Source organism: Stenotrophomonas terrae (assembly GCF_039674165.1).
In the GTDB taxonomy this organism is placed as follows: Bacteria; Pseudomonadota; Gammaproteobacteria; order Xanthomonadales; family Xanthomonadaceae; genus Stenotrophomonas; species Stenotrophomonas terrae_A.
Genome location: NZ_JBDJMY010000026.1, coordinates 20,371 through 44,663 on the forward strand (window position 1 = coordinate 20,371; position 24,293 = coordinate 44,663).

The following is a 24,293-nucleotide window of genomic DNA, read 5'->3' on the forward strand; positions in this document are numbered from 1 at the left end:
AGCGCCAGTAGCGCCGGGATTGCCATCGCGAGCACGCGGGTAGATTGCCTGCTTCGCGGCTTACACCGCTCCCACAAAGCTATTGGCTTCGGATCAGTTCCGCAGCACGAGCTTGTCGCCGGCGGCGACGAATTGCTTCTTGTACTCGATGCTCGGGCAGCAACGCGAATCCTCTTCGGCATAGTCCAGGTAGCTCACCTGAAGATGGCCGCCGGCAATATCAAAGTCCGCCAGCTTTCCCGCATCCGCCGCGCTGCTATCAATCAACACCAGCTTTCCTTCGCGCTGCTGGAAGACGAACAGATGCTGGAAGTCGGTATTGCTGCCTTCGATCGCGAACAACGTGCTTGCCGCCAGGTCGGCGAGTCCATCACCGTTGATATCGCCGCGCACCAGCTTGCGGAACGCATCGGACTCGATCAACGAGGTCTCGATCTCCTCCCGCTTGCTCTGGGCGATATAGGCGGCAACGGCAGCGGTCAGCGCCACTTTTTCGTCTTCGGCTGAAACAGGCTGCACGCCGGCGTCGGCATTGATTGATGCCGGCTGCTGTTCAACAGGCTTGGCTTGCGGCGCCGTGCAGCTGCCCTGCTCGCAGATGCGGTCTGCCTTGCAGTCGGTGTCTTTCTGGCATTGCCCGGCATTGGCACTGGGCAACCCTGGCGCGGGCGGTTCCGCTGCTGCGCAGGCAGCCAATACCAAGGCGAAGGAAGTGGAAAGCAGAAAGCCACGAGCAGCCATGCAACATCCCCTGTGTAGGCAGCGGTGAGCGTATGGGTTGCGCCCTTAATAGGCAAGATCAATGGTTGCGATGTGGCCGCAGGGCTAGGAAAGGATCGCTTTCAACTGCGCAAACGCATGACAGGCCTGTGAATCAGGGACATCCGAATAAGGCGGCAGGGGCCAAGCTGTGGCAGCGACCTACAACGCGCTGCCAATGATCCCATTCGCCCCCAGCCCTGAGATTGCAGGCACAACGCCGCTTGGCGCGGCCTCGCTTCAACGCTGGCACCCCGCCGCAATCGCCGGCACCGGCTTGAATGTTGCCGCAGCCGCAACTCTCTTTTCCACACTGTCCGGTTGAGGTGGCCCGTATCCGTGCCCATGTTCAAGCAGTCCGCGCTGCCGCGCCCGTCGCATTGCAGCTGCAAGGGCGTGCTACCGGCCGTTGCCCTCCCCCTGAAATATTCCTGGAATACCGAAATGAGCAAGCTTTTCGAACCGTACAACCTGGCCGGCATCCCGCTGTCCAACCGCATTGTGATGGCGCCCATGACCCGCTCGCGGGCCCCGGACGACATTGCCGACGAACGCGTTGCCCTGTACTACGCACAGCGCGCCACCGCAGGCCTGATCGTCAGCGAAGGCACACCCATTTCGCGCGAAGGCCAAGGCTATCTGTTCAACCCCGGCATCTACAGCCCGGAGCAGATTGAAGGCTGGCGCCTGACCACCAACTCGGTGCATGCACTGGGTGGCAAGATCGTCGCCCAGCTGTGGCACGTAGGCCGCATGTCGCATCCGTCCATCCAGGCCGATGGACGCGCGCCGGTCAGCGCCAGCAGCAAGCAGCCTGCCAATTCCAAGGCCTTCGGCTATACCGAAAGTGGCGAGCCCGGCATGGTTGATCCGCCGGCTCCGCGCCAGCTGGGCACCGAAGAAGTCGCACGCGTGGTCGAAGACTTCGCGCAGGCCGCACAGAACGCGATCGATGCCGGCTTTGATGGCGTGGAGATCCACGGCGCCAACGGCTACCTGCATGAGCAGTTCCTCAATCCCTTGATCAATGATCGCGATGACCAGTACTCGGCAGCAACGCTGGAGAACCGCATCCGCTTCACCCTGGAAGTGATTGATGCCATCGTTGCGCGCATCGGTGCCGAGCGCACCGGCATTCGCCTGTCGCCCTACGGCAATGTTTTCGATATGCCGTCCTATCCACAGACCGATGAAACCTACACCGCCCTTGCCGAGGCCATCGGCAAGCGCAAGCTGGCGTTCGTGCACCTGATGAACCAGGCCGGCTTCTCGCGTACCGAGCCCAGCCAGGCCGGCTTCAATGCATTGCTCAAGACCATCAAGAGCAAGCTGCCGGAAACCAGCCTGATTCTGGCAGGCGGGCTGGACCGCGAATCGGCAGAGTCGCTGATCGACGAAGGCCTGATCGACCTGGCCGGCTTCGGCGTGCCGTTCATCAGCAACCCGGACCTGGTCGAGCGCCTGCGTAACGGCTACCCGCTGGCCAAGGCAGACCCGACCACGTTCTACGGCGGCACCGGCAAGGGCTACATCGACTACCCGCCGTACAACGCCGCAGGCTGACAAGCAGGCTCCGTCCGTACAGCGTTCCTGTAGGAGCGGCGTAAGCCGCGAAACCACGGATCCACACGCCACGCACTCTGCGCAATTGCACAGCGCGTGGATGCGCATGGTTTCGCGGCTTCGCGACTCACGTCGCTCCTACAATCTGCACGCTACGCGGCAAGACTGTTAACGCTCTTGTGGGAGCGGCATCAGCCGCGAAGCCACAGACCTAACAGCCGCACGCTCTCTGCAACTGCGCAGCGCACTGGTACGCACAGAATTCCAGCTTCGCGGCTGACGTCGCTCCCAAAAGGTGAACATCACTTCTCATGAGCGACGCAGCGCAAGCCACAACAGCGCTAGAACTGCACGCAATCAACCCCTGCATACAAAGCTCCGGCCTCCGCGCCCAACCGCCCTCGCCAAGCGTCGCTTCGAGCAAGCCCCTCCCTCTTGGCCAGCTGCGCTGCGCATACCCGGTCCTGGCGTGCTACTGGCCCAGCGCAGTACCCGGGCGCCAGCCACTGCGCGCGAGGAAGGCCTTGGGATCGCGCATCTCGAAGATGTCGGCCAGTGCCTGTTGCTTGTCGTCGGCCTGCTGGTAATACGCCTTGACGATGCGATAGCCAACCCAGTAACCCAGATCGGCAGGTTTATCGGGGGTGCTGTTGTAGAGCCAATCCGACAACTCGGTCTTGTCCATGTCGGCGGCGAACGCGGTCTCGATGCTGGCTTCGCGGCCCGAGACCAACCCGGCCATATAAGCGTAGGACACCGCACCGGTCGTCAATTCGGTCACGAACTCCGCCGCGCCTTCCTCAAGTGCGGCAGCCAGCACGGTCACGCCCTCGGCTTCGGAAAACGCCACCACCTGCTGGACATGCGCGTACTCATGCACCGCCACGCGCACGAACCGGTCTTCCACATCCGGGTTCATCCACGGATTGGCGCACAGGGCCTCCAGCCCAATCTGCACGCCGCTCTCGCGTGAGCCTACGCCAACGGGCTTGCCGCGACCGACTGCAATGGTGATCGGTGCCGACCGCATCTGCGGATACGCCTGCTGCAACCGGCCCAGCGCAACCGCCAGGCGCTCGCGCACACGCGGCAGTACGTCCCCGCAATCGCGTGCCTGCACGTACATCTCGGGGCGCTTGGTGATGGCGTCGGCAATTGACTGGCCGGTGACATTGCGCAACCGCGCCAGCCGCTGCAGCCCCTCCGAACCCTGATCCAGGTAGTCGCGCTGCAAGGTATCTGCGCGCGGGTGGCCACCCGCGGCGTCATAGATCCGATAGAAGCGGTCGACATCGCCGGTCTCGATGACAACACTGGCATCCTGCGCTGCTGCCGCGTTGATACTGCTGCCCAGCAGGGTTGCCAAGGCTATTGCTACAGCGCGCATATGCGTCCGATCCACGGTCAAGTAATCACCCAATCATGCCACCGAACCCAGGCCCCGAACCCGGACGGCCATACCATTGCGATGCGACCGGCCCGCTCAAGACGAATGGGCATCCAGGACCAGGAAGTACCTCGCATCCGCCTCGGCGCCGACCCGCACACAGCCATCGCCCAAGGTGCGATCGGCGGCGTGGTCGCGTTCAAGTTTCAGATGCCTCAGCAGCACGCCGATGTCAGCGGAGGAAGTGACTATCCATGGCGACTCGCAAGCCTGGCCGTCGCCGCTGCTCTTGATGGCTTGCAGCAACCCTTCGAAGGCAAATCGCGCATCGGCATCACCAGCGCCGGCCAGGTCCTCCAGCGCATTCAAATGCATTGGATGGCTAACCAGAAAGTCCCGGTAGCGCTGCTGGCGCACTGCCGACGAGCTATCCGCCTTGTCCAGTGTGGCCACCTGCCCGCGCAGCTCAAGATAGCTTTCCAGCGCAGCCAGTTCCTCACCACCGGCAAGCTCGCTGGCACCGGCACGCCGGGGCCCCAGCACCTGCTGCAGCCAGTTGCCATAGTACAGATGGGTAAAGTCCTTCCCGGCAAGGCTGCGATCACGTGCAGCAAAACGCAACAGCAGCTTCGGGAAGAACGTTGGCTGCTCCGGCTCCAGTACCGCCGCTGCGCTCACTCCTGCCACGGTCGGCATCGCCTCCCCGCGTGTCCACAGCAGATGTTGCGCTCGGTAAGCGCGTAGCGCGTTTGGGCCGGCATTTGCCTTTCCGTAAGGCCTCACTCGCAGCATCACATCCGTGCCGGCGACATGTGTGTAGCGATCCACAGCAAGCACGGTGTCGTTCCATGCCGAAGCGGCCTCGCCCGCAGCATCCAGCCTCACTTCGCGGAACAGCAGGCAGCGCTCACCGGGCGACCAGGTGCTGGCGCAGGGAGCAGCGGTCTCCTTTACCTGCAGCAGTGTTTCCACGCCCTGCAGATGGTGACGCTGGTTCTCAGCGAGCAATGTGCCCTGAAAACGCAGCAGGCCACCGAACCCATCATCGACTTCCAGTTGTGGCCCACCCTTGTTCGGCTGATCGATGCGCATGCGCAGCGCATGACCACCGGAGAGCATCTGCAGCAAGCGCTGCTCGGCGTTATAAGGCGACGTCCTGCAGGTAAGTGGCGGCCTGCGCATATAGGCGTCCCCGCGCAGCGTCAGTTGCCAGGCCACTTCACGCTGCGGATCGGCGCCCTGCACCTGATAGCGGCGCAGTACCAGCCAACCATCCACTTGCCGCTGGCAAAGCTGGCTATGCAGCAACAGCGACGGCTCGGCAGCCGCGTCCTTTTCTTCCTTGCTGAACTCCAAACCCGGCACGCCGGTGCCGCTGGCAAACCAGGTGCGCGGATTGCCTTCCCGGTCCTTCGCGGACATCAGCTGCCAGCGGTAGTCGGCGAGCAGCTGTTGATAGCGCCGTGCGGTCTGTCGGGCAGCAGCTTCATCCGGATGCGCAGGAACGGGCACCAGCGCGGCCGGCGGCGGCACAGATGCCTGCTGCATTGCCAACCCCGACGAAGTCGTCGCACACAGTGCAATCGCGACGCAAAGCCCACGCAAGCTCCAGATACGTTTCCCGGCCATTCCACATCTCCTTGTGAAGCTCTGCACTGCGGTGCCCACCATGGGCGTTGCATCCCTCAGCCAACCGCGCCTGATCCTTGCCAGCAGTCGGCCAAGCTTATGCCTCCACCGCCAGCGGAGGCATCAACACACGCTTTGCCAAACTGCGTATCGCACTCAGTACGCTTCCTCGCACGGCGCATCGTCTTTCAGCAGGGCAGGATCCACCGGCTTGGTCTCATCGATAAGCGCACGCTGCTCCGCGGTGGGGTTGCCCAACCAACTCACTTTGCAATGCGAAACCAGACGACCAACCAACTTGGGGTAGTCGGGCTGGTAAAGCATGGCCAGCTGATGGGTATCGCACTGGTGCGCCTGGCAGGCCGTGTAGAACCACCAGGTTTCCGGGCCCAGCGTCTTCGGCGCGCCAGGCGCGCTGGGCCCACTGAGCAACCGCTCACGCTGCGACGGTGTATCCGGGTCAGCAACGTCGTACTGCGCCGCTTCCTTCAGCAATGCGTCGAATGCTGCAGTCAGTTTGGCGTCGGCGCGCCCGCAGTTGTCCACGGTATTGCCGCCCACCAGGGTGAAGAAGTGCGTCGCCAGCGGATTTTCCTCGCAGCTGGGCGCGTAATCGAAGCCTGCGGGCGTTGGAATATCGCTGTCGCCTACCTCATACGGAGCGGACTCGCCATCTTCACCCTCGCCTGCAGCCTCCGCGTGTGCAGGCGCCGTCGCATCCTGGGCCGGCGCAGCAACATCGGCGCCCTCATTTTCAGCAGGCGGCACTGCTGCCTGTTTGCAACCCAACAACGAGCCCATCAGCAACCCCACCCACAACAGCCCTACTTTCATGTTCACCCCAGGTAATCGGTCCATTGCATCCATTCCCAGTGACGCCTGCGGGAATGAGCGGATTGTAGCTTCTGGGTTCCAGCAAAAGAATGCGCGCGGCAGACTGGTTGTCAGCTCTTCTGATCACCAGAATCTGCGTCCCCAATCGACTTCCGCGCCTCATCCGGGCGTACTGGCATCGCCGCCTTCAACCCGCGGGGATTCCTTCCGCTTATCTGCCTCGATCAGCAGGCTTTGGTAGAGCTGTAGGCGGATACGCATGAGATTGGCGCTGCTGATGATTACGTATATCAAAACCAGGAAAGCGCCCAGAATGACCTGCCAAGCGGGCATGGCAAGTAGATCGCTCCACTGCCGCATGAAGAGGAAAGCTGAGACAAATACCGGCAGCAATCCGAGCTTATCCAAGCCTCCGGCCAAGAACCCGATTTTCGCCGTCAACTGCGCCAGGGAGAGGCGCGCAATGCGTTCGCTGCGCGCAAGCTCCGCAGGGCTGAAGCCTTTCAACCAGTCCAGGATGCACTCGAAATAATCGCGATCATGATCCAGCTGCCGAACCTGATCATCGCGCCACCGCCAAACACCAAGGCCCATTACCCCGCAATTCCTTAGAAAACCAGGAAGCCCGGCCACGATAAGAACTACCAAGCCGCTTTTGACTACCCAGACCATCCATTCAGCAGGCACCATCCACTTGATCAGGAAGTACGGCAAGACTCCGACCAATGCGCCTACGAAGGCAACCACATTCAACACCTTCAGAAATGGCGGTGTGTTCAACATTCCCGCCGGACCATCAGGTATATCGCGCAGCCGCTGATCCAACGCGGCAAAAGAAAACCGCTTTTTTGTACTGGTGTCCATACCATCCCCTTTTATCCGGCAACGATGAGCATATATCGCAACCCGCAACAATGTTGATTGGCATGCAACGAATCAGGGCCTAGAGGCGTCCGGTACAGCGCCCGCCCTATCGCCGTCTCCCTGGCATCAACCGCCGGGTAGCCAACCAGAACAGACAAGCGACGCCACACGTAGCTGCACCAAGCGTACAGACGCCACTCCAGCCTGCCTGTACGTAGACCGCCGTGGTGGCGATCGCCCCCACCCCGCTACCTGCCGCATAGAACAGCATGTACAGCCCGACCAATCGGCTGTGCGCGTGGGACTGCTCGCGTAGAATCATGCTTTGGTTGGTCACGTGCAGCGCCTGCCCGCCAAGGTCCAGCAGGACGATGCCGAGCGCCAATGCCCACAGCGAAGTCGACATCAGCGACAACGGCCACCACGCCAGCAACAGCACCAGCAGCGCCATCGCGGTGACGGTCTGACCACGCCCCTTGTCTACCCAGCGGCCTGCACCGGCTGCGCCCAGCGCGCCGATCACGCCAACCAATCCGAATGCGCCAATAGTCGTGTGTGAGTACGCATATGGTGGCGCGCTAAGCGGCAGCACCAGCGCGCTCCAGAAAATGTTGAATGCGGCGAACATCAGCAATGCCAGTACACCGCGAATCTGTAGAACCCGGTCTTGCCGCAGCAGCCGCGCCATCGTCCCGATCAGTCGCGCGTATCGCATTGTCACTGCGGTCGCTGGCGAACGCGGCAGCTTCCGATAAAGCAAGCCCGCCAACAGCAACATCGCCAGCGCGGCCACCGCGTAGACGCTGCGCCCGACGTCCCCCCAATATTGAGTAGCACAGCGCTTCGAAGTCGGCACGCCCAACTACGCGGCGTTCCCGACCATCGCGCATGGCTTTGAGTTCATCGCCCAGCTCGGGCTGGAGGAACTTGGCGCGCGCTCATGCATATTGGCAAGGTGGCTGGAAGCACAGCTCGCGGAGCTTCGGCACGACATCAAAAGCCAGGCACCACTCTGCCGCGTCTACGGCCCTTCGGCCGAGCACAAGGGCGCGACGGTGATGTTGAATTTCTTCGATTGCTACAACGCCGTCTTTCCGCATTCACTGGTCCGGCAGGCTGCCGAGTGTTTCGGCATCAGCGTGCGCAACGGCTGCTTCTGCAACCTGGGCGCCGTGCAACAAGCCACCTACACCACCGCAGGCGCCGAACACTGCGAACTCGACAAGACCGAGAAGATCCTCGACTGCCGGAGCTTCGACGAGAACATCCTCAACAAGGGAAACTGCGGCGCGGTCCGCGTCTCGTTTGGGCTTGGCTCGAACTTCGCCGATGCCTATCGTTTCTACCTGTTTGCAAGATGCCTGCTCAACATCGAAGCCGGGCGGCTTGCTGATGCTGTTGTCGACTCCCCGCACAACAGATCCAGCTGAGTGCCAACCATGAAAGCCCCTGGACTTCTAAGCGAAATGGCCAGAGCGGAAACCCGACTCTGGCCATTTTCACTTTTGAACCGACATCATTTCCAATCTGCTAGAAATCGAAAAGCTCGCCGAGCAGGCCCTTCTTTTTCTTGTGCTTGTAATAGCCGGAGTCACGCGAATCGTATTGGGGCGGGCTGACGTTACGCGGCTCCGGTTGACGGGCCTGCGGCACATCGGCAACGGATCGCTCTATCAATTTGTCCAGCTCCCCCCGGTCCAGCCAAACGCCACGGCATTGTGGGCAATAGTCAATTTCAATTCCTTGCCGGTTGGACATGGTCAAATTCACGTCCGTACAGATGGGGCATTTCATTGTTCCATTCCTCGTTCGCTGGCCTAAGTTAAGACGTTGGTGCGGCACAGTGACAAATCAAGGGGTCATGCGCTTGATGCCGGCTGGACAAGCGCTTCGGAAAGATCATGGCGGGCTCCCACGTTCTGAACGAAACGGGTCAGAGCGGCAACCCGACTCTGACCCAATTTTCGCTATTTTCGCCATGCATCTCACCAGCGTCGCCGTGAGAAACCTACAGATTTTCGTTTGTAGCCCCTGATTGCGCAGGAGCGACGAATGGCTCGCATACGAATTTAACTGTCTCAACACAGTTGTAACAAAATCTACCACCTCCCCCGCCGTGGGCGCCTACCCCTGCGACGTAGTGTCCCAGAGGGCAAACCTCAAGCTTGTCCCATCCTCTACCACCCGTCATAACGATTGGAGTCTTTGATTCACTTCGAAAATGACCGATCTGCTCAAAACGTGCGTCCCTGGCTCCAAGAGCCTTCTCAAATGACGCTTTCAACGCGCCAAGCTCATCACGCATTTGACTCGCATATGCAGGCGTATATTCGAAGTCTGGCTCCAACGACAGTGGCAGGCTCTTTTCTGATGTTTTTATGTAGGCCGCAATTGCCGGAATACGCCCATCTTGTATGTTTTTAGCGCATGTAATTGCCACTTCACGCTCCGTCAACGCAAACGAAGTCGACGGCCCCACTTCAACCAGTTCCGACACTCCGCCATTGCTCTGTGTCATGGTGCACTTCGCAGCATTTTCAGGCTGAATTACGATCCCATTGAACTCTGCATTTCTGCGGCCCCGCGCAACCCTAACGGCGAACATTGGCCTCATGATGTCGAAGTTGACCTGCACATCTGCCTGCTCCATTGCGATACAAACGCCGTAGGCTTGAAACGCCTCCCTTACGACTAAGGAGGATGACCTAGCAAATCTTGTGCCCTCAGATACTTCGTCATAATGCTCCTTACACATCTGCTCTGCCTTCTCTTTGCGGCCTCCAAAACTCAAAGCCGATTTCAGCGGAACCATTTCAACAATCGCGGTGGACGATGATTTGAAATCAAGCTCAGCTTTCGCTGATTTCCCGGAACATATTTCGTCGTAAACAAGAGAGCGGAATGTGCGCTGCTGCTGTTCAGAGGTATTGTCTCTTCCCGTAAATCTGAGCGGTGAATCGCATTTCGTTTGTTGCGCCAGTGCTACCTGCGTTGCAGTGATAGAAATAAGCAATATGCATGCCATTTTCATGATTGCCTCCATTGCTAATCACCCCCGGCTTTTAACAGCCGCCAAACGCGGGAGTGTGCTGCCTGTGACCCCCGATTCCTGATGCACTTCAAAGTGGAAAAATTCGGCGTCCTACGGAACCTTGGAATTTGCTTTGGCACCGCGTTTCGTGGCAGATCTCTCAGGAGTTGTCCATCCGATTGCACGGTCAGTGTGCGTTCCTCGTTATGGGAGCGCCGTCACCTCTCGATCTTGCTCCTTGCGTTTGCCAGGGACAAGAGCCAACACTCATTCGGGCATTCCTGCCGTAGACGGCCGTCGAAGCTTTCTACAAGTGCGTTGTCGGTCGATGCTCCTATGCAGTAGAAGTCCAGCTCCACGCCATTCTCATAGGCCCATCGATCCATCGCCTTCCCTGCTGACTCGCTACCGCTGTCCATCTTGATGGCGGCTGGCGATCCGCGCTGTGCCGCCAGCTTTGTCACTGCCTTGGCCGCATGTCCCGCGCGCAGTGATTGGTCCACGAAAGGCCCATGGGTGAAGCGATCGACCACGATCAGCACCCGGAAGCGGCGACCGTCATTCTAGAAAAACAAGGCCGCCTAACGAACGAGGGCCAGAGCGTAAACCCGAATCTGACCCCTGTTTTCTCACCGCGAACCGTAAGCAAATCACCCGTCGAGCACAGATCAGTCCGTAGCCCGGGTAAGCGCACGGTACCCGGGAAAACACGATGACCGTCGACGCATCATAGCGTTGCCATGGAATTAGGCGCGTCGTCGGCGTCGAAGGAAAACAGCCAACGCCAGAAGCAAAAAAAACCGAGCGTCGGCTCGGCTTCTTCGATCATTGCAGACCCCGGGTGCGCTGCGCTTACTCGGGAAACATTACTTTGCAGCGGGGACTGCGCGCCACTTATTGCCCCCTTGGTCATGCAAAACGCAGATAAGATCCAACTGAGCCTGTTGACTTCGAATCAACTGAAATGTCAGAGGATGTGATGGGGTAAGTGAGCCAACTATCGGCCTCAAGATAACCGCATTAGCAGTAGGACCTTCATTCGTCAGGAAAGCATCTTTCGCGAAGCCACCATTGATGCCTGGATGATCCTTGATCCACCACCTAACATCACTCTCTTCATTCATCAAGACAAGAGCGAAGTTGGGGTTTGGCTCCAACATATGCGATGCAGAAATTGTCACCTCAAGTGAACCATCATCAAGCATCACGATCCGATGACTAAGATTCGAGAATTTTTCATGCTGAGGAACAAACTTGCCGCCTCCTTGCGCAATATCCACGATCTGTTGAATCGCCGCATCAAGCCCAATCGCGTGCATATCGATAAAACATGTTTGCTTGAGCAGTGCAGGCATTTCACTGCCATCCACCCTAATCGGAACAAGGCGCGTAGCGCCTTTTGTCGCTGAATATAGTGCATTTTGCCACTCAAGACGCACCATATCGCTCTGAAGACTATCTGCAGAGACAAAGAAAAATACGACTTCGGGAGCATCAAGCCCCTTATTCATTTCATCGATAATTCCATCACCCGGTCGAATTGACCAAGAGTCATAGAACACTTGTCCCTGACCAAAGATATCCGCCAGCCTCAGAGCAACAGCTTCGACTAGGGGCTTATCTTTGTAGTTGTGACTGAGAAATATCTTATGAGCCACTGACCGCCTCTTATCCATTCACAGCTGCTCATTTGTAGTGCTGACAAAAAAAATAAAAACAACACCACTTTCACAACAGACAAGAAAAATGCTTCACCCGCACTTGCTATACCCACAATTCAAGCAAGTCTGGCAGCCGTCCATGATCACCAGCGCCTTGGTGCTGCACTTGTGACACATGGTGGCGGCGGCGGGGAAGCTGCCGTTGTCGGCGCCTTCGGAGTCATCAGCAACTTCAAGAGCTACCCCTCCCCGACCCTCCCCTTCGCTTTGCGAAAGGGAGGGGGCGAGCGCGGCGCTTTGCGCCGGCGCTGCGCTTACTTCACTGTTTTTTTTTGAACGGTCTTCGAACTGCTTGCGCTTTTCGGCGATCAGGGCGCGCTGGTGGGCGCTCATTTCCGGATCGTGCAACAGGCCGATCGACTTCATGTGCTCTTCGACGATCGAACCCAGCTCGGCAACCAGCGACGGCATGTACACGCCGCCGGCCTTGAAGTAACCGCCCTTCGGGTCGAACACGGCCTTCATTTCGTCAACGATGAAGGTGACGTCGCCGCCCTTGCGGAACACGGCCGACATGATGCGGGTCAGCGCCACAATCCACTGGAAATGCTCCATCGACTTGGAGTTGATGAAGATCTCGAACGGGCGGCGCAGCTCGTGCTCGGTGTCCTGGTTGAGCACGATGTCGTTGATGGTCACGTAGAAGGCGTGTTCCACCAACGGTGATTTGATCTTGTAGGTGCTGCCGATCAGCACTTCCGGGCGCTCGATGCGCTCGTGCATGTGCACGATGTTGTCTGTCACGGACTCGACCGGCGCCACGGAAACCGCGGCCTTGGCCACCGCAGCTGCGTCACGGGCCTTGTCGTCCGGAGTGATGACGGAATAGCCCTTGATTTTTTTGTCGATCTTGACGGCCATGGTGCGAGTCCTGGTTATGCGTTGCTATACGGTTTGGCAGCAACCCCGTCCCTGTGGGACGGGGCGCGCGGTGTGGCTTACTTGCGGGTGGCCTTCTTGGCGGCCTTTTTCACGGCGGTGGCCTTCTTGGCAACCGTCTTCTTCGCCGAAGCGGCCTTCTTGGCAACCGTCTTCTTGGTGACGGCTACTTTTTTGGCAACCTTCTTGGCGACTTTCTTTTCAGTGGCCTTTACCGTCTTCTTGACGGCGGCGACCTTCTTGGCGGCCTTCTTTTCAACCTTCTTCACTGCCTTCTTGGCAGCAGCGGTCTTCTTGCCGACGACCTTGGCGACCTTCTTCTCGGTGGCCTTTACTGCCTTCTTGGTGGCAGCAGCCTTCTTGCTGACGGCCTTGGCAACCTTCTTTTCGGCAGCCTTCACGGTCTTCTTGGCCGAAGCGACCTTGCCGGCTGCCTTCTTCTCGGCCTTGGCAACGGCCTTCTTGGCAGCAGCGCGCTTGCCGGCGCCCTTCTTCTTCAGGTCAGCGGCTTCGGCCTGGGCGCTGGCCTTGGCGGCTTCCAGCTTCTGACGCATGGAGCTGACCTTCTTGGTCACTTCCTTCTTGGCGGCAGCGGTCTTCTTGGCGACCACCTTCTTGGCAGCGGCGGTCTTCTTGGCCACTACCTTCTTGGCAGCAGCGGCCTTCTTGACCACGGCCTTCTCGACCTTCTTCACTGCCTTCTTGACCTTGGCCACCTGCTTCTTGGCACCGGCTTCCACCTTGTGCGCGCCGGTCTTGACGGCGGCCACGGCTTCGCTGGCGGTCGCGGCGATGGTCTCGCCGACGTTGGCTGCGGTTTCTTTCACGTTCTCGGCAACCTGGGTTACGGTCGCGGTCACACCATTACCATTGCTCATAAAGCCCTCCTCAGGGCATCGGGTCTTTTAACGTTGGCGATGCTATATCGAAGCCGATGCAACGTGAAACAAGCGCGCAACAACCCGGTGGCGGTGAGACCACCGTCATGCTCACCCGGCGCAGGCGCCAGGCGGGCGATGAAGGCACTCAGAACTTGCCGTAGTAGCCTTCCTTGAGGGCGTCGAACAGGTTGGCGGCGGTGTGCATTTCGCCGTCGTACTCGATCTGTTCGTTGCCCTTGACCTCTACCGTCTGGCCGTCTTCCAGCTCGAAACGGTAGGTGGTGTTCTCCAGGTCCGCTTCCTTGACCAGCACGCCCTGGAAGGCAGCGGGGTTGAAACGGAAGGTGGTGCAGCCCTTCAAGCCCTGCTCGTGGGCGTAGCGGTAGATGTCCTTGAACTGCTCGTACGGGTAATCGGTCGGTACGTTGGCGGTCTTGGAAATCGAGCTGTCCACCCACTTCTGCGCGGCGGCCTGCACGTCCACATGTTCCTTGGGCGAGATGTCGTCGGCGCTGATGAAGTAGTCCGGCAACTTGGCCTCGGCTTCGTCGGAGAACGGCATGGCCTTGGCGTTGATCAGCTGGCGGTAGGCCAGCAGCTCGAAGGAGAACACGTCCACCTTTTCCTTGGACTTCTTGCCTTCGCGGATGACATTACGGCTGTAATGGTGCGCGAACGAGGGCTCGATGCCGTTGGAGGCGTTGTTGGCCAGCGACAGGCTGATGGTGCCGGTCGGGGCGATGGAGCTGTGGTGGGTGAAGCGCGAACCGATCGTGGCCAGCTCTTCCACCAGCTCCGGGACCACCGTGGCCACGCGCTGCATGTAGCGGCTGTAGCGGGCGTGCAGCACCTTGCCGGCGATCTTCTGGCCAAGCTTCCAGCCGTCCTTCTTCATTTCCGGGCGCTGGCGCAGCATGGCGGCGGTGACCGCGAACTGCTCTTCCATGATCGGGGCGGCGCCCTTCTCACGGGCCAGTTCCAAACCGGTTTCCCAGCCGGCCACGGCCATGTCACGGGCAATGGCTTCGGTGAACTCGCAGGACTCGGTGCTGCCGTACTTCATCTGCAGCATGGTCATGGTGCTGCCCAGGCCGAGGAAGCCCATGCCGTGGCGGCGCTTGCGCATGATCTCGTTGCGCTGCTGTTCCAGCGGCAGGCCGTTCACTTCGACCACGTTGTCCAGCATGCGGGTGAACACGCGCACCACTTCCTTGTACTCGTCCCAATCGAACGAGGCCTTGTCGGTGAACGGGTCACGCACGAACTTGGTCAGGTTCACCGAGCCCAGCAAGCAGGCGCCGTACGGCGGCAGCGGCTGCTCGCCGCAGGGGTTGGTTGCGCGGATGTTCTCGCACCACCAGTTGTTGTTCATCTCGTTGACGCGGTCGATCAGGATGAAACCCGGCTCGGCGTAGTCATAGGTGGAGACCATGATCATGTCCCACAGGTGACGGGCACGGATGTGGCCGTACACCTTGCAGGCCACCAGGCCGTCATCGCGGACGATGTAGTTCTCGTGGGTCGGCCAATCGCGCCAGACCAGGTCGGTCGCGTTCTGGTCGACTTCGGCCTGTTCCTTGGTGTTGATCGGGAACACCAGCTGCCAGTCGGCGTCGTTCTTGACCGCGTCCATGAAGCCGTCGGTGATCAACAGCGACAGGTTGAACTGGCGCAGGCGGCCGTCTTCGCGCTTGGCGCGGATGAAGTCCTTCACGTCCGGGTGCGACACGTCGAAGGTGCCCATCTGCGCACCACGACGGCCACCGGCCGAGGACACGGTGAAGCACATCTTGTCGTAGATATCCATGAAGGACATCGGCCCGGAGGTGTAGGCGCCAGCGCCGGCAACGAAGGCACCGCGCGGACGCAGGGTGCTGAACTCGTAGCCGATGCCGCAGCCGGCCTTCAAGGTCAGGCCTGCTTCGTGGACCTTTTCCAGGATGCCATCCATCGAGTCGGTGATGGTGCCCGACACGGTGCAGTTGATGGTGCTGGTAGCCGGCTTGTGCTGCTGCGCGCCGGCGTTGGAGGTGATGCGGCCAGCCGGAATGGCGCCACGGCGCAGGGCCCAGGCAAAACGCTCATACCAGTAGGCGCGCTTGTCGTCGGTGGCCTCGGCGTCAGCCAGGGCACGGGCCACGCGCAGGTAGGTGCCATCGATATCGGCATCCAGCGCTTCGCCCGCCTTGGTCGTGAGGCGGTACTTCTTTTCCCAGATGTCCTGCGAGGCAGGTTGCAGAGGGATCATGTCCGACTTGGTTTGATTGCTGACCACTTCCAGACGCACCGTACTCATGATTGTGGAAATTCTCCTGGGGCACCTTGCGGTGCGTTCAACGTGTTCCCAAACAGGCTGGGCAGCAAAGACAACGACGCGCAGGCGCGTGTTTACGCGCCTGTCGGCGGGATGAGGGGAATCCGGGAAACACCGGTTTTCTGCATCACTGTCGCGGTCATTGCACGCCTTCCGTTGGGGTGCTTGCACCCCGAGCACTAAACCCTACTGCTTGGGGACGCTTTTCACATCAACCCAACATCTAGTGGGTGATGACCCGGCCAAGCTTACCCGCCGGCGGGGTGATGTCAAACGAAAAATCTGCGTCTTGTCTATTGCAATTCGTGCAGGGCTTGGCGGCCTTGGGATTGCGGCGTTGCAGAAGTTTCATTGCCGATTTAGCCGGCCCCCGCCACACTCGTGTTCAGCAACCCGCCCCACCCCGGCGCCGCCCTCGGGCGCCCCCGCATGGAACCCCCGGCAATGCGACCCATCCCGACCCTGCTGACCCTGGCCCTGGCCGCCGCCTTCGGCGGTTTTACCGCCACCGCCATCAATGCCCACCTGGACAACCGCGCCAGCGCGGCCACCCTGGGCACGGTATTGCCCACCACCGCCGCGCTGCCGGCCGCGGTCGCCGGGCAGGCGGTGCCATCGCTGGCCCCGATGCTGGAACAAGCCATGCCAGCGGTGGTCAGCGTCAACACCAAACAAGTGGTGCGGGTGCGCAACCCCTACTTCGATGATCCGTTCTTCCGCCGCCTGTTCCCGCAGGTGCCGCAGGAGCGCATCAACGAGTCGCTGGGCTCGGGCGTGATCATCGATGCAGCGCGCGGTTACGTACTTACCAACCACCACGTAGTGGAGAACGCCGACGACGTGCAGGTCACCCTGGCCGACGGGCGCACGGTCAAGGCCGAGTTCCTCGGCTCGGACCGCGACACCGACATCGCGCTGATCCGCATCCCGGCCGAAAAACTCACCGCGCTGCCGCTGGGCAACAGCGACCAGCTGCGCGTGGGCGACTTCGTGGTGGCGATCGGCAACCCGTTCGGCTTCAGCCAGACGGTCACCTCCGGCATCGTCTCGGCGGTGGGCCGCAGCGGCATCCGTGGGCTGGGCTACCAGAACTTCATCCAGACCGACGCCTCGATCAATCCGGGCAATTCCGGCGGTGCGCTGGTCAACCTCAGCGGCCAGCTGGTGGGCATCAATACCGCCAGCTACAACCCGCAGGGCAGCATGGCCGGCAACATCGGCCTGGGCCTGGCCATCCCCTCCAACCTTGCCCGCGATGTGGTCGAGCAGCTGATCACCAAGGGCGTGGTGGTGCGCGGCACGCTGGGCGTGGAAACCCAGAACCTGACCCCGCAGATCGCGCAGGGGCTGGGCCTGGAGGAAGCACGTGGCGCGCTGGTGACACGGGTGCTGGCTGGTTCCGGTGCTGCCGCTGCAGGCGTGAAGGCTGGCGACGTGGTCACCGCCATCAACGGCCAGCGCGTGGACAGCGCGCAGGCGCTGCACAATTTCGAAGGCCTCTCCACGGTGGGCCGCACGGTCGACCTGGAAGTCCGCCGCGACGGCAAGCCGCTGCAGCTCAAGGCCACCTTGAAGGAACAACCGCGCGCCGTGGTCGGCGACACGCTGGACCCGCGCCTGACCGGTGCAACCTTCGTCGACCTGCCCGAATCGCTGCGCCAGGCCGGCATCAACGGCGTACTGGTCAGCGAAGTCGCACGCGGCAGCCGCGCCGCGCAATCGGGCCTGGCCGGTGGCGATGTGATTCTTGCAGCCAGCAGCGGTGCGTTCACCGACCTGGCCGGCTGGCGCGCCAGCTTCAGCCAGCGCCCGCCACAGCTGGTGCTGAGCATCCTGCGCGGCGGCAGCCAGCGCGGCCAATTGATGATGCGATGATGCCCAGGTGAGCATCGGGTTGCGGCGGCGTAACGTTGTTTACACCCCGCAACTGGTATTTGTTGAGTTCTGTTGCAACCGCGCGCCATCTGGCGCACCCGCTGAAACCAGGAGATCACGATGAGCCCCACCAATACCGAGAACATGAAGGACCACCTGGGCGAGGCTGGCGCACACCTGAAGTCCGCCGCTTCCGCCGCTGGCTCGGCCGTCAAGGGCGCTGCCGGTGCTGCCGGCGACGAACTGCGTCTGGGCAAGGCCAATCTGAAGGCCGAACTGTCTGACAGCGCGCTGTCGGGCCTGGCTGCTGCTGAACTGGGCGGTGCCGCCGCCAAGGAACAGGTCGACGCCTTGATGGACAAGGGCAAGGACTTGATGGACAGCGCCGCCGACCTCATCCGTGAGCGTCCGCTGGCCTCGTTCGGCGTGGCCTTCGCCGCTGGCTGGATCATCGCCAAGCTCGCCCGCAGCAACGACTGATCGGCGTGAGCGAAAACGCAACACCGCCCACTGGCGACGACACCACCCCGGGCCCCGCGCCCGGGCTGGAAGAAAGCATCCGCCAGGTTGGCGCCGCCGGCCGGCAGACGCTGGATTCGGCAGGCCACGCCGCACGTTCACTGCGGCGTCTGGTCTCGGCCGATTTTGCACTGGCCCGCAGCGCGTTTGGGCGGGCCCTGGCCTGGAGTGGCGTGGCCATCGTGTTCGGCGCATCGGCGTGGCTGCTGCTGGCCGCCACGCTGGTGGCCCTGCTGCAATACCTTGGCCTGTCCTTGTTCGTGTCGCTGCTGATCCCGACGGCGCTGAGCCTGGCGATCACCGGCTACGGCATCTGGCGGGTCTCGTATTTCTTCCATCACACCGGCATGCATGCCACACGCCGGCAGCTATCGCGGCTGGGTTTGTTCGATGAGCCCAACGGCGATGATCCCGACGCCGATGTGACGCTGCCAGGGGAGGAACAACGATGAATTTCGACGCCCTGCAGCGCCGGGTACGCCGTGCCGAGGCCGTGGTGCAGGTCCGCAACGAGGAAACCACCCAGCAATGGGAGCTGCTCAACCATACCTGGCGCAGCGCCTGGACCCCCGGCCGCATCATCGTGGTTGGGCTGGCCGGTGGTTTCTTGGCCGGCAAGCTGGAACCCGGCGGTGCCTTCAGTGGTGCGCGCTGGCTGCAGATGATCGGTTCGGTATCCGGACTGGTCGCCTCGGCGCAGGCCTCGGTGGCTTCGTTCGCCGCCGCAGCAGCGGGCATGGCCGCCAGCCATGCGGCCGATGCCGCAGATGAGGCTGGCGATGCGGCACACGCCGCCGCGCACAACGCTGCGCCAGCATCAGCCACTCCTGCCAACCCGGCGACGGCGGCCAATACGCCCAATCCTGTACCGCCGCGCGCCGCCGAAGCCGCCACGGAACTGTCAGAATCCTGAGCCGGGCGCGGCATCGCGCCGCGCCCTTCCGCCGGAGCCTCGCCCGCATGTCCGAGCCGTTGCCCGTAGCCGCCGCAGCCCCGGCCGACCCCACTGCGCCCCCACCACGTCCACGCGCGCCCGTTGCGCTGTTGGTGCTGGCAACGCTGGCGGTGGGCTATACCTTGTGGGCCGCGCAGGAGGTCATCCTGCCGGTACTGCTGGCGATGTTCTTCGCCCTGATCGGCAACCCCATCATCCGCCTGCTGCAGAAACTGCACCTGCCCCGCTTTCTAGGCGCGCTGCTGGTGCTGTCGGCCGGTTTGGCCGGCAGTGGCTTGCTGGCGGTGCAACTGGCCGGCCCGGCCAGTGAGTGGGTGCAGGAAGCCCCGCAGCAGATGCGGCAGATCTCGCGCCAGGTGCAGGACTTCGTCAAACCGGTGCAGCAGGCCAACCAGGCCGCCGAGAGCTTTGCGCGCGCGGCCGGTGGTGAAGGCAACCGCAAGGTGCAGGTGATCCGCACCCAGCTCGACGATCCTTACAAGGCGCTGGTGCGCACCCCCAAACTGGCGGCCTCGGCGTTGGCGGTGGTGCTGCTGGCGCTGTTTTTCATGATCTACGGTGAAAACCTGCAGCGGCACGTGATCGCGCTGCTGCCCAACCGTCAGCAGAAACGCTTCACCGCCGAAATCCTGCGCTCGATCGAACGCGAGATATCGCGCTACGTCCTCACCATCACGGTGATCAACATCGTCCTGGGTCTGGTGCTGGCCGGCATCCTGATGCTGCTTGGCATCGAAATGCCCGAGGCGCTGCTATGGGGCACGGTGGCGGCGCTGCTGAACTTCGCACCGTATGTGGGACCGCTGATCGGCATCGTGCTGATGCTGCTGATGGGCTTCGTCGAATTCCGGGACCCGTTCACCGCGTTGTTGCCGGCACTGGCCTATCTGGGCCTGCATACGCTGGAAGGGCAATTGATCACGCCTATCGTGCTCGGCCGCAGCATGGCGATTTCACCGCTGATGCTGATCCTGGCGCTGATGCTGTTCGGCTGGCTGTGGGGCATGGTCGGGCTGCTGCTGGCGGTGCCGCTGCTGGTCTGCGTGAAACTGGTGCTGAGCCGCGTGGACGGCATGCACGGCTGGGCCAAGCTGCTGGAATAGCGTCATCCACCCAAACATTTCAATAATCCTGAAGCCGGGGCGAGAGCTCCGGCCTCGTATCTTTTGTAGGAGCGGCGTCAGCCGCGAAGCTGATGGTGCTGAAGCAACCAGCACCTCTGCCAACTGACGATATACCTGCTTCGCGGCTGACGCCGCTCCTACAAAATCCTGCAGCCGGCATGCCCGATCGCGCTTCCCCGGGCCACACCCCCGACCGCCGACAGGCCCGGCTCACGGGCATGGCGTAAAATGACCGGATGAACTTCCCCGTACTTGCCATCACCCTCGATCTGGACGACACGCTGTGGCCGTTCGCTCCCATCGGCGCCCGCATCGACCAGGTGCTGCACGACTGGATGCTGCAACACAGCCCAGCCACCGCCAGCATGTACCCGGTGCAGGCCATGCGTGAACTGCGCGAACGCTCGTTCCGCGACAACCCGCAGCTGCACTACGACCTGAGCGCATTGCGCCGGCTGACCCTTGCCGAAGCGCTGGAAAAGAGCGGCGCAAGCATGGACCTGCTGGACCCGGCCTACGAAGCGTTCTACGCCGCACGCAACCAGGTCGAGTTCTATCCCGACGCCTTGGCTGCGCTACGCCGCATCGCCGCGCGCGTCCCGGTGGCGGCGGTGAGCAATGGCAACGCCGACCTGCAGCGCATCGGCATTGGCGAACTGTTCGCCTTCCAGCTGGGTTCGCGCGAACACGGTGCAGCCAAGCCGGACCCCAGCATTTTCCATGCCGCCTGCGAACGCCTCGGGGTTGAACACGCGCAGGTACTGCACGTCGGCGACCACGCCGAAATGGACGTGGCCGGCGCGATGCGCGCAGGCCTGCGCGGTTGCTGGATCAACCGCGAAGAACACACATGGACCCACAGCGAGCTGCAGCCCGACCTGCAGTTCGACACCCTGACCGGACTGGCCGACTGGCTGGATGCAGGCGCATCCACCCCGCAGCGCTGAGCCCACGGCCGCCATCAGACGATTCAGAGAACACCATGACCCCGATTACCGCTTATACCTCCGATTCCTCCAACGCCCTGCCGCTGTACGTGCTGGACCGCGATGGCTTTGCCGCATGGAAGGCGCAGCAGCCGGCCGCCGTGCAGGCATGGGCCAGCGCCCAGCAGTTCAACGCCGCGCCGCACAGCGTGCTGCTGCTGCCCGGTGACAACGGCATAGCCGGCGCGGTGCTGGGCGTTGGCGATCACGCCGATGCCTACGCCTATGCGCATGCACCGTTTGCGTTGCCGGCCGGCACCAGCTGGAAGGTTGCCAACGCGCTGGACGCCAGCAGCAGCGCCAATCTGCAGATCGGCTGGGGCCTGGGCGGCTACCGCTTCGACCGCTACCGCAAGCTGGCCCGCCCGGCCGCGCAGTTGCTGGCAACGCCGGCCGCCGAAGTGCTGGACGTGGTGACCGCCTGCCTGCGCGTGCGCGATTGGGTCAACACGCCCACCGAAGACATGGGCCCGCAGCAGCTGGAAGACGCCGCGCGCGAACTGGCCGACAGCCATGGCGGCGAGCTGGAAGTAATTGCCGGCGATGAGCTGCTGGAGATGAACTTCCCCACCATCCATGCAGTGGGCCGCGCCTCGCACCGCGCGCCGCGCCTGATCGTGCTGCGCTGGGGCACCGCCGGTGCGCCGCACCTGGCGCTGGTCGGCAAGGGCGTGTGCTTCGACACCGGCGGCCTGGACCTGAAGCCGGCCGATGGCATGCGCAACATGAAGAAGGACATGGGCGGCGCCGCACACGCCATCGCACTGGCAGGTCTGGTGATGGCGCAGCAGCTGCCGGTGCAGCTGACCCTGGTGGTAGCTGCTGTGGAAAATGCGGTGGGCCCGGATGCGTTCCGTCCCGGCGAAGTGATCACCACCCGCAAGGGCATCACGGTGGAGATCGACAACACCGACGCCGAGGGCCGGCTGGTGCTGTGCGACGCGCTGACCTACGTCAGCGAGCAGAACCCGCACACCATCCTCGATTTCGCCACCCTCACCGGTGCCGCGCGCATCGCGCTGGGCCCGGATCTGCCGGCGCTGTTCGCCAATGACGACACCCTGGCCAACCAGTGGCTGCAGGCCGGCGACAGCACCCGTGACCCGCTGTGGCGCATGCCGTTGTGGCGTCCGTATCTGCGTTACCTCAACAGCGGCATCGCCGACCTGGCCAACGCCGGCTCGCGCATGGCCGGCTCGGTAACCGCAGCGCTGTACCTGGAGCGCTTCATCAACGAAGGCCAGGTGTGGGCGCATCTGGACGTGTACGCCTGGAACGACGGCGAACGCCCGGGCCGCCCGGCCGGTGGCGAAGCACTGGCGCTGCGTTCGGCGTGGTCGATGTTGAAGGTGCGCTACAGCGCCTGAGCCAGGCGCTTGTACCCCCTCCCTTGCGCGTAGCGCAGGGGAGGGTTGGGGAGGGGTGAGCTTTTGCGTTTGATCTACGCTTGAAGCTTGCCGCGCTTGGCTTGATGTGATTGCCTTGAAGCAACGGCCGAAGCACCCCTCCCCAACCCTCCCCTTGCCTATGGCAAAGGGAGGGAGCTGATCATCAAGCCTTCAAGGCTGCCAGCGACTCGGCCTGCAGCCGCTCGTAGATCGCGAACTCATCGCTGACCGTCGCGCCCAGGGCCTGCTCGAAGGCATCACGGTTGGCACGCGCGGCATACGCACGCTGCTCGCCGCCGCCCAGATTGGACTGGAAAATACCCGCCGCACTCACCGGCAGGAAATCCTCGTAGATGATCGGATCGGCATTGACCAGGCCGCGCTCGATCAATACTTCCGCCGGCAACGCACGCGTATCCGCATCAGCCGCAAGACCGGCATCGGTCAGGCTGTAACGGTAATAGCCCAGGCCTTCGCGGCGCAGCGTTGCATGCTCATCCGGGAACGCGGCAAACGCGTCCTGCAGGCGCTGCGTGTAGTCACCACCGGCGCTGCCTTCGCCACCACGCGCCTGCGCAAGCAAGGCGTCATACAGATCGCGGCCCTTTGGCGTGAGCGCCAGCCCGCGCTGCTCGATTTCGCCAAAGCGTGCGGTATGGGTACCGGCTTCGTTGTCGGCACCGGAGGGGAAATGCACCATTTCCTCCAGCGCCTTGAAGCTGGTCTGGCGCAGCAGGATGGCGCAGTTGCGGCGCGGCGGGCCTTCAATCACCGCCTTTGCGGCAAGCCCACGCGCGTGCATCGCCGCCTGCGCGGCATCGATGTCCAACGTGCGCGGGGTGAGGTGGTTGATATGCGGGCCACGGAAACTGACAACGTCCGCCACCAGGCGATGCGCGCCGTGCAGGGCGTGATACGTCTCCAGCGACACCGTGGCCTCGTTGTGCCAACGGAAGGTTTCCAGCGACTCAACGACGAAGCGCCAAGCATCGTCTTCGCTCAGGCCACCCTCGCGCTCGCACTGCTCGATCAGCTGCAGCGCACCGGCGGTGAAGATGTTGCGGCGGGCCAGGATCTCGGCGGCCTGCGCGCGCAATGCCGCGTCTTCGATCAACTCCAGCCGCAGCAGCGAGGTGAACACGCGGAACGGGTTGCGGTTCAAGGACTCGCCATCCACCGGCCGGAACGCGGTGGAATGCACCGGCACGCCGGCCACCGACAAATCGTAGTAACCCACCGGATGCATGCCCATCACCGCAAACAGGCGGCCAAGCGTGGCCAGCTCCTGCGCGGTGCCGACGCGGATCGCCCCGTGGCGCTCCACGTCCAGGCGTTCGCGCTCGCCGCTGCGCTGCATCTGCGCGGCCAGTTCCGGCTGCGCGGCGAGGACGTCGGCGTTGATCGCGCCAACCAGTTCCACCAGCGTGCCGTACAACGGCACTTCGGTGCGGTACATATGCGACATCGCCTGCGAGAACAGGCTGCGGATGTGATCGGGCGAAACGAAACGGTCGGCGGTCATGACAAAGCACTTTGACGCGAAATCGAAGGATCGCCATTTTCGCCCGGAATCGACCGCGACGC

General features: G+C 62.2%; 23 protein-coding genes. 9 read left to right on the forward strand and 14 right to left on the reverse strand.

The window, feature by feature from the left end; translation table 11 throughout:
- Positions 1-93: 93 nt before the first annotated feature.
- Positions 94-741 carry a hypothetical protein gene (locus ABE493_RS12355; protein WP_346499212.1) on the reverse strand — a complete coding sequence of 216 codons (648 nt, stop codon included), beginning with the start codon at positions 739-741 and terminating at the stop codon, positions 94-96.
- Positions 742-1,203: 462 nt separating this feature from the next.
- On the opposite strand from ABE493_RS12355, the gene ABE493_RS12360 reads away from it, so the two are divergent.
- Positions 1,204-2,322 carry an alkene reductase gene (locus tag ABE493_RS12360; protein ID WP_346499213.1) on the forward strand — a complete coding sequence of 373 codons (1,119 nt, stop codon included), beginning with the start codon at positions 1,204-1,206 and terminating at the stop codon, positions 2,320-2,322.
- 472 nt (positions 2,323-2,794) lie between these two features.
- On the opposite strand, the gene ABE493_RS12365 is transcribed toward ABE493_RS12360, so the two are convergent.
- From ABE493_RS12365 to ABE493_RS12385, 5 genes are all read right to left on the reverse strand, one after another.
- A complete protein-coding gene (locus ABE493_RS12365) occupies positions 2,795-3,709 on the reverse strand; it encodes a DUF2268 domain-containing putative Zn-dependent protease (RefSeq protein WP_346499214.1) in 915 nt (304 codons plus the stop codon).
- 96 nt (positions 3,710-3,805) lie between these two features.
- Complete coding sequence (locus ABE493_RS12370; protein ID WP_346499215.1) at positions 3,806-5,257, reverse strand: DUF4919 domain-containing protein; 1,452 nt, start codon at positions 5,255-5,257, stop codon at positions 3,806-3,808.
- Between the two features lie 237 nt (positions 5,258-5,494).
- Positions 5,495-6,196, reverse strand: a complete 702-nt coding sequence (locus ABE493_RS12375) for a hypothetical protein (RefSeq protein ID WP_346499216.1) — start codon at positions 6,194-6,196, stop codon at positions 5,495-5,497.
- Positions 6,197-6,331: 135 nt separating this feature from the next.
- Positions 6,332-7,036 carry a hypothetical protein gene (locus ABE493_RS12380; RefSeq protein WP_346499217.1) on the reverse strand — a complete coding sequence of 235 codons (705 nt, stop codon included), beginning with the start codon at positions 7,034-7,036 and terminating at the stop codon, positions 6,332-6,334.
- Positions 7,037-7,142: 106 nt separating this feature from the next.
- Positions 7,143-7,892, reverse strand: a complete 750-nt coding sequence (locus ABE493_RS12385) for an MFS transporter (RefSeq protein ID WP_346499218.1) — start codon at positions 7,890-7,892, stop codon at positions 7,143-7,145.
- Positions 7,893-7,917: 25 nt separating this feature from the next.
- Here ABE493_RS12385 and ABE493_RS12390 point away from each other — a divergent pair, with 25 nt between their 5' ends.
- Positions 7,918-8,466: a hypothetical protein gene (locus ABE493_RS12390; RefSeq protein WP_346499241.1), complete on the forward strand. Its 549-nt coding sequence runs from the start codon at positions 7,918-7,920 to the stop codon at positions 8,464-8,466.
- A gap of 100 nt (positions 8,467-8,566) precedes the next feature.
- Here the strand turns inward: ABE493_RS12390 and ABE493_RS12395 are convergent, their stop codons facing one another.
- From ABE493_RS12395 to ABE493_RS12420, 7 genes are all read right to left on the reverse strand, one after another.
- Positions 8,567-8,830 (reverse strand): zf-TFIIB domain-containing protein, encoded by a 264-nt coding sequence (locus ABE493_RS12395; RefSeq protein WP_346499219.1) that lies wholly within the window; start codon positions 8,828-8,830, stop codon positions 8,567-8,569.
- A 214-nt stretch (positions 8,831-9,044) separates the two neighbouring features.
- Positions 9,045-10,067, reverse strand: coding sequence for a hypothetical protein (locus tag ABE493_RS12400; RefSeq protein ID WP_346499220.1), 1,023 nt, complete (start codon positions 10,065-10,067; stop codon positions 9,045-9,047).
- Between the two features lie 218 nt (positions 10,068-10,285).
- On the reverse strand, positions 10,286-10,486 hold the full coding sequence (locus tag ABE493_RS19450; protein ID WP_430980770.1) for an integrase core domain-containing protein: 201 nt from the start codon (positions 10,484-10,486) through the stop codon (positions 10,286-10,288).
- Positions 10,487-10,933: 447 nt separating this feature from the next.
- Positions 10,934-11,725 carry a toll/interleukin-1 receptor domain-containing protein gene (locus tag ABE493_RS12405; RefSeq protein ID WP_346499221.1) on the reverse strand — a complete coding sequence of 264 codons (792 nt, stop codon included), beginning with the start codon at positions 11,723-11,725 and terminating at the stop codon, positions 10,934-10,936.
- A gap of 93 nt (positions 11,726-11,818) precedes the next feature.
- Positions 11,819-12,649 carry an NrdJb gene (locus ABE493_RS12410; RefSeq protein WP_346499222.1) on the reverse strand — a complete coding sequence of 277 codons (831 nt, stop codon included), beginning with the start codon at positions 12,647-12,649 and terminating at the stop codon, positions 11,819-11,821.
- Between the two features lie 77 nt (positions 12,650-12,726).
- Positions 12,727-13,545: a hypothetical protein gene (locus ABE493_RS12415; RefSeq protein ID WP_346499223.1), complete on the reverse strand. Its 819-nt coding sequence runs from the start codon at positions 13,543-13,545 to the stop codon at positions 12,727-12,729.
- Between the two features lie 148 nt (positions 13,546-13,693).
- On the reverse strand, positions 13,694-15,844 hold the full coding sequence (locus tag ABE493_RS12420) for an adenosylcobalamin-dependent ribonucleoside-diphosphate reductase (RefSeq protein ID WP_346499224.1): 2,151 nt from the start codon (positions 15,842-15,844) through the stop codon (positions 13,694-13,696).
- Positions 15,845-16,306: 462 nt separating this feature from the next.
- On the opposite strand from ABE493_RS12420, the gene ABE493_RS12425 reads away from it, so the two are divergent.
- The 7 genes from ABE493_RS12425 (at position 16,307) to ABE493_RS12455 (ending at position 22,688) form a co-directional block, all read left to right on the forward strand.
- The gene (locus ABE493_RS12425) at positions 16,307-17,737 is read left to right on the forward strand and encodes a Do family serine endopeptidase (protein ID WP_346499225.1); all 1,431 of its coding nucleotides are present in this window, start codon (positions 16,307-16,309) and stop codon (positions 17,735-17,737) included.
- 120 nt (positions 17,738-17,857) lie between these two features.
- On the forward strand, positions 17,858-18,217 hold the full coding sequence (locus ABE493_RS12430; protein ID WP_346499226.1) for a hypothetical protein: 360 nt from the start codon (positions 17,858-17,860) through the stop codon (positions 18,215-18,217).
- A 5-nt stretch (positions 18,218-18,222) separates the two neighbouring features.
- A complete protein-coding gene (locus ABE493_RS12435; protein ID WP_346499227.1) occupies positions 18,223-18,708 on the forward strand; it encodes a phage holin family protein in 486 nt (161 codons plus the stop codon).
- Positions 18,705-19,169 (forward strand): protein sip-5, encoded by a 465-nt coding sequence (locus tag ABE493_RS12440; RefSeq protein WP_346499228.1) that lies wholly within the window; start codon positions 18,705-18,707, stop codon positions 19,167-19,169. The genes ABE493_RS12435 and ABE493_RS12440 overlap by 4 nt, the downstream gene beginning before the upstream one ends.
- Positions 19,170-19,216: 47 nt before the next feature.
- A complete protein-coding gene (locus tag ABE493_RS12445) occupies positions 19,217-20,314 on the forward strand; it encodes an AI-2E family transporter (protein ID WP_346499229.1) in 1,098 nt (365 codons plus the stop codon).
- A 257-nt stretch (positions 20,315-20,571) separates the two neighbouring features.
- A complete protein-coding gene (locus tag ABE493_RS12450; RefSeq protein WP_346499230.1) occupies positions 20,572-21,282 on the forward strand; it encodes an HAD family hydrolase in 711 nt (236 codons plus the stop codon).
- A gap of 35 nt (positions 21,283-21,317) precedes the next feature.
- Positions 21,318-22,688 (forward strand): leucyl aminopeptidase family protein, encoded by a 1,371-nt coding sequence (locus tag ABE493_RS12455; RefSeq protein ID WP_346499231.1) that lies wholly within the window; start codon positions 21,318-21,320, stop codon positions 22,686-22,688.
- 184 nt (positions 22,689-22,872) lie between these two features.
- Here ABE493_RS12455 and hglS read toward each other — a convergent pair whose 3' ends face one another.
- Positions 22,873-24,231, reverse strand: a complete 1,359-nt coding sequence (hglS, locus tag ABE493_RS12460) for a 2-oxoadipate dioxygenase/decarboxylase HglS (protein WP_346499232.1) — start codon at positions 24,229-24,231, stop codon at positions 22,873-22,875.
- Positions 24,232-24,293: the final 62 nt, after the last annotated feature.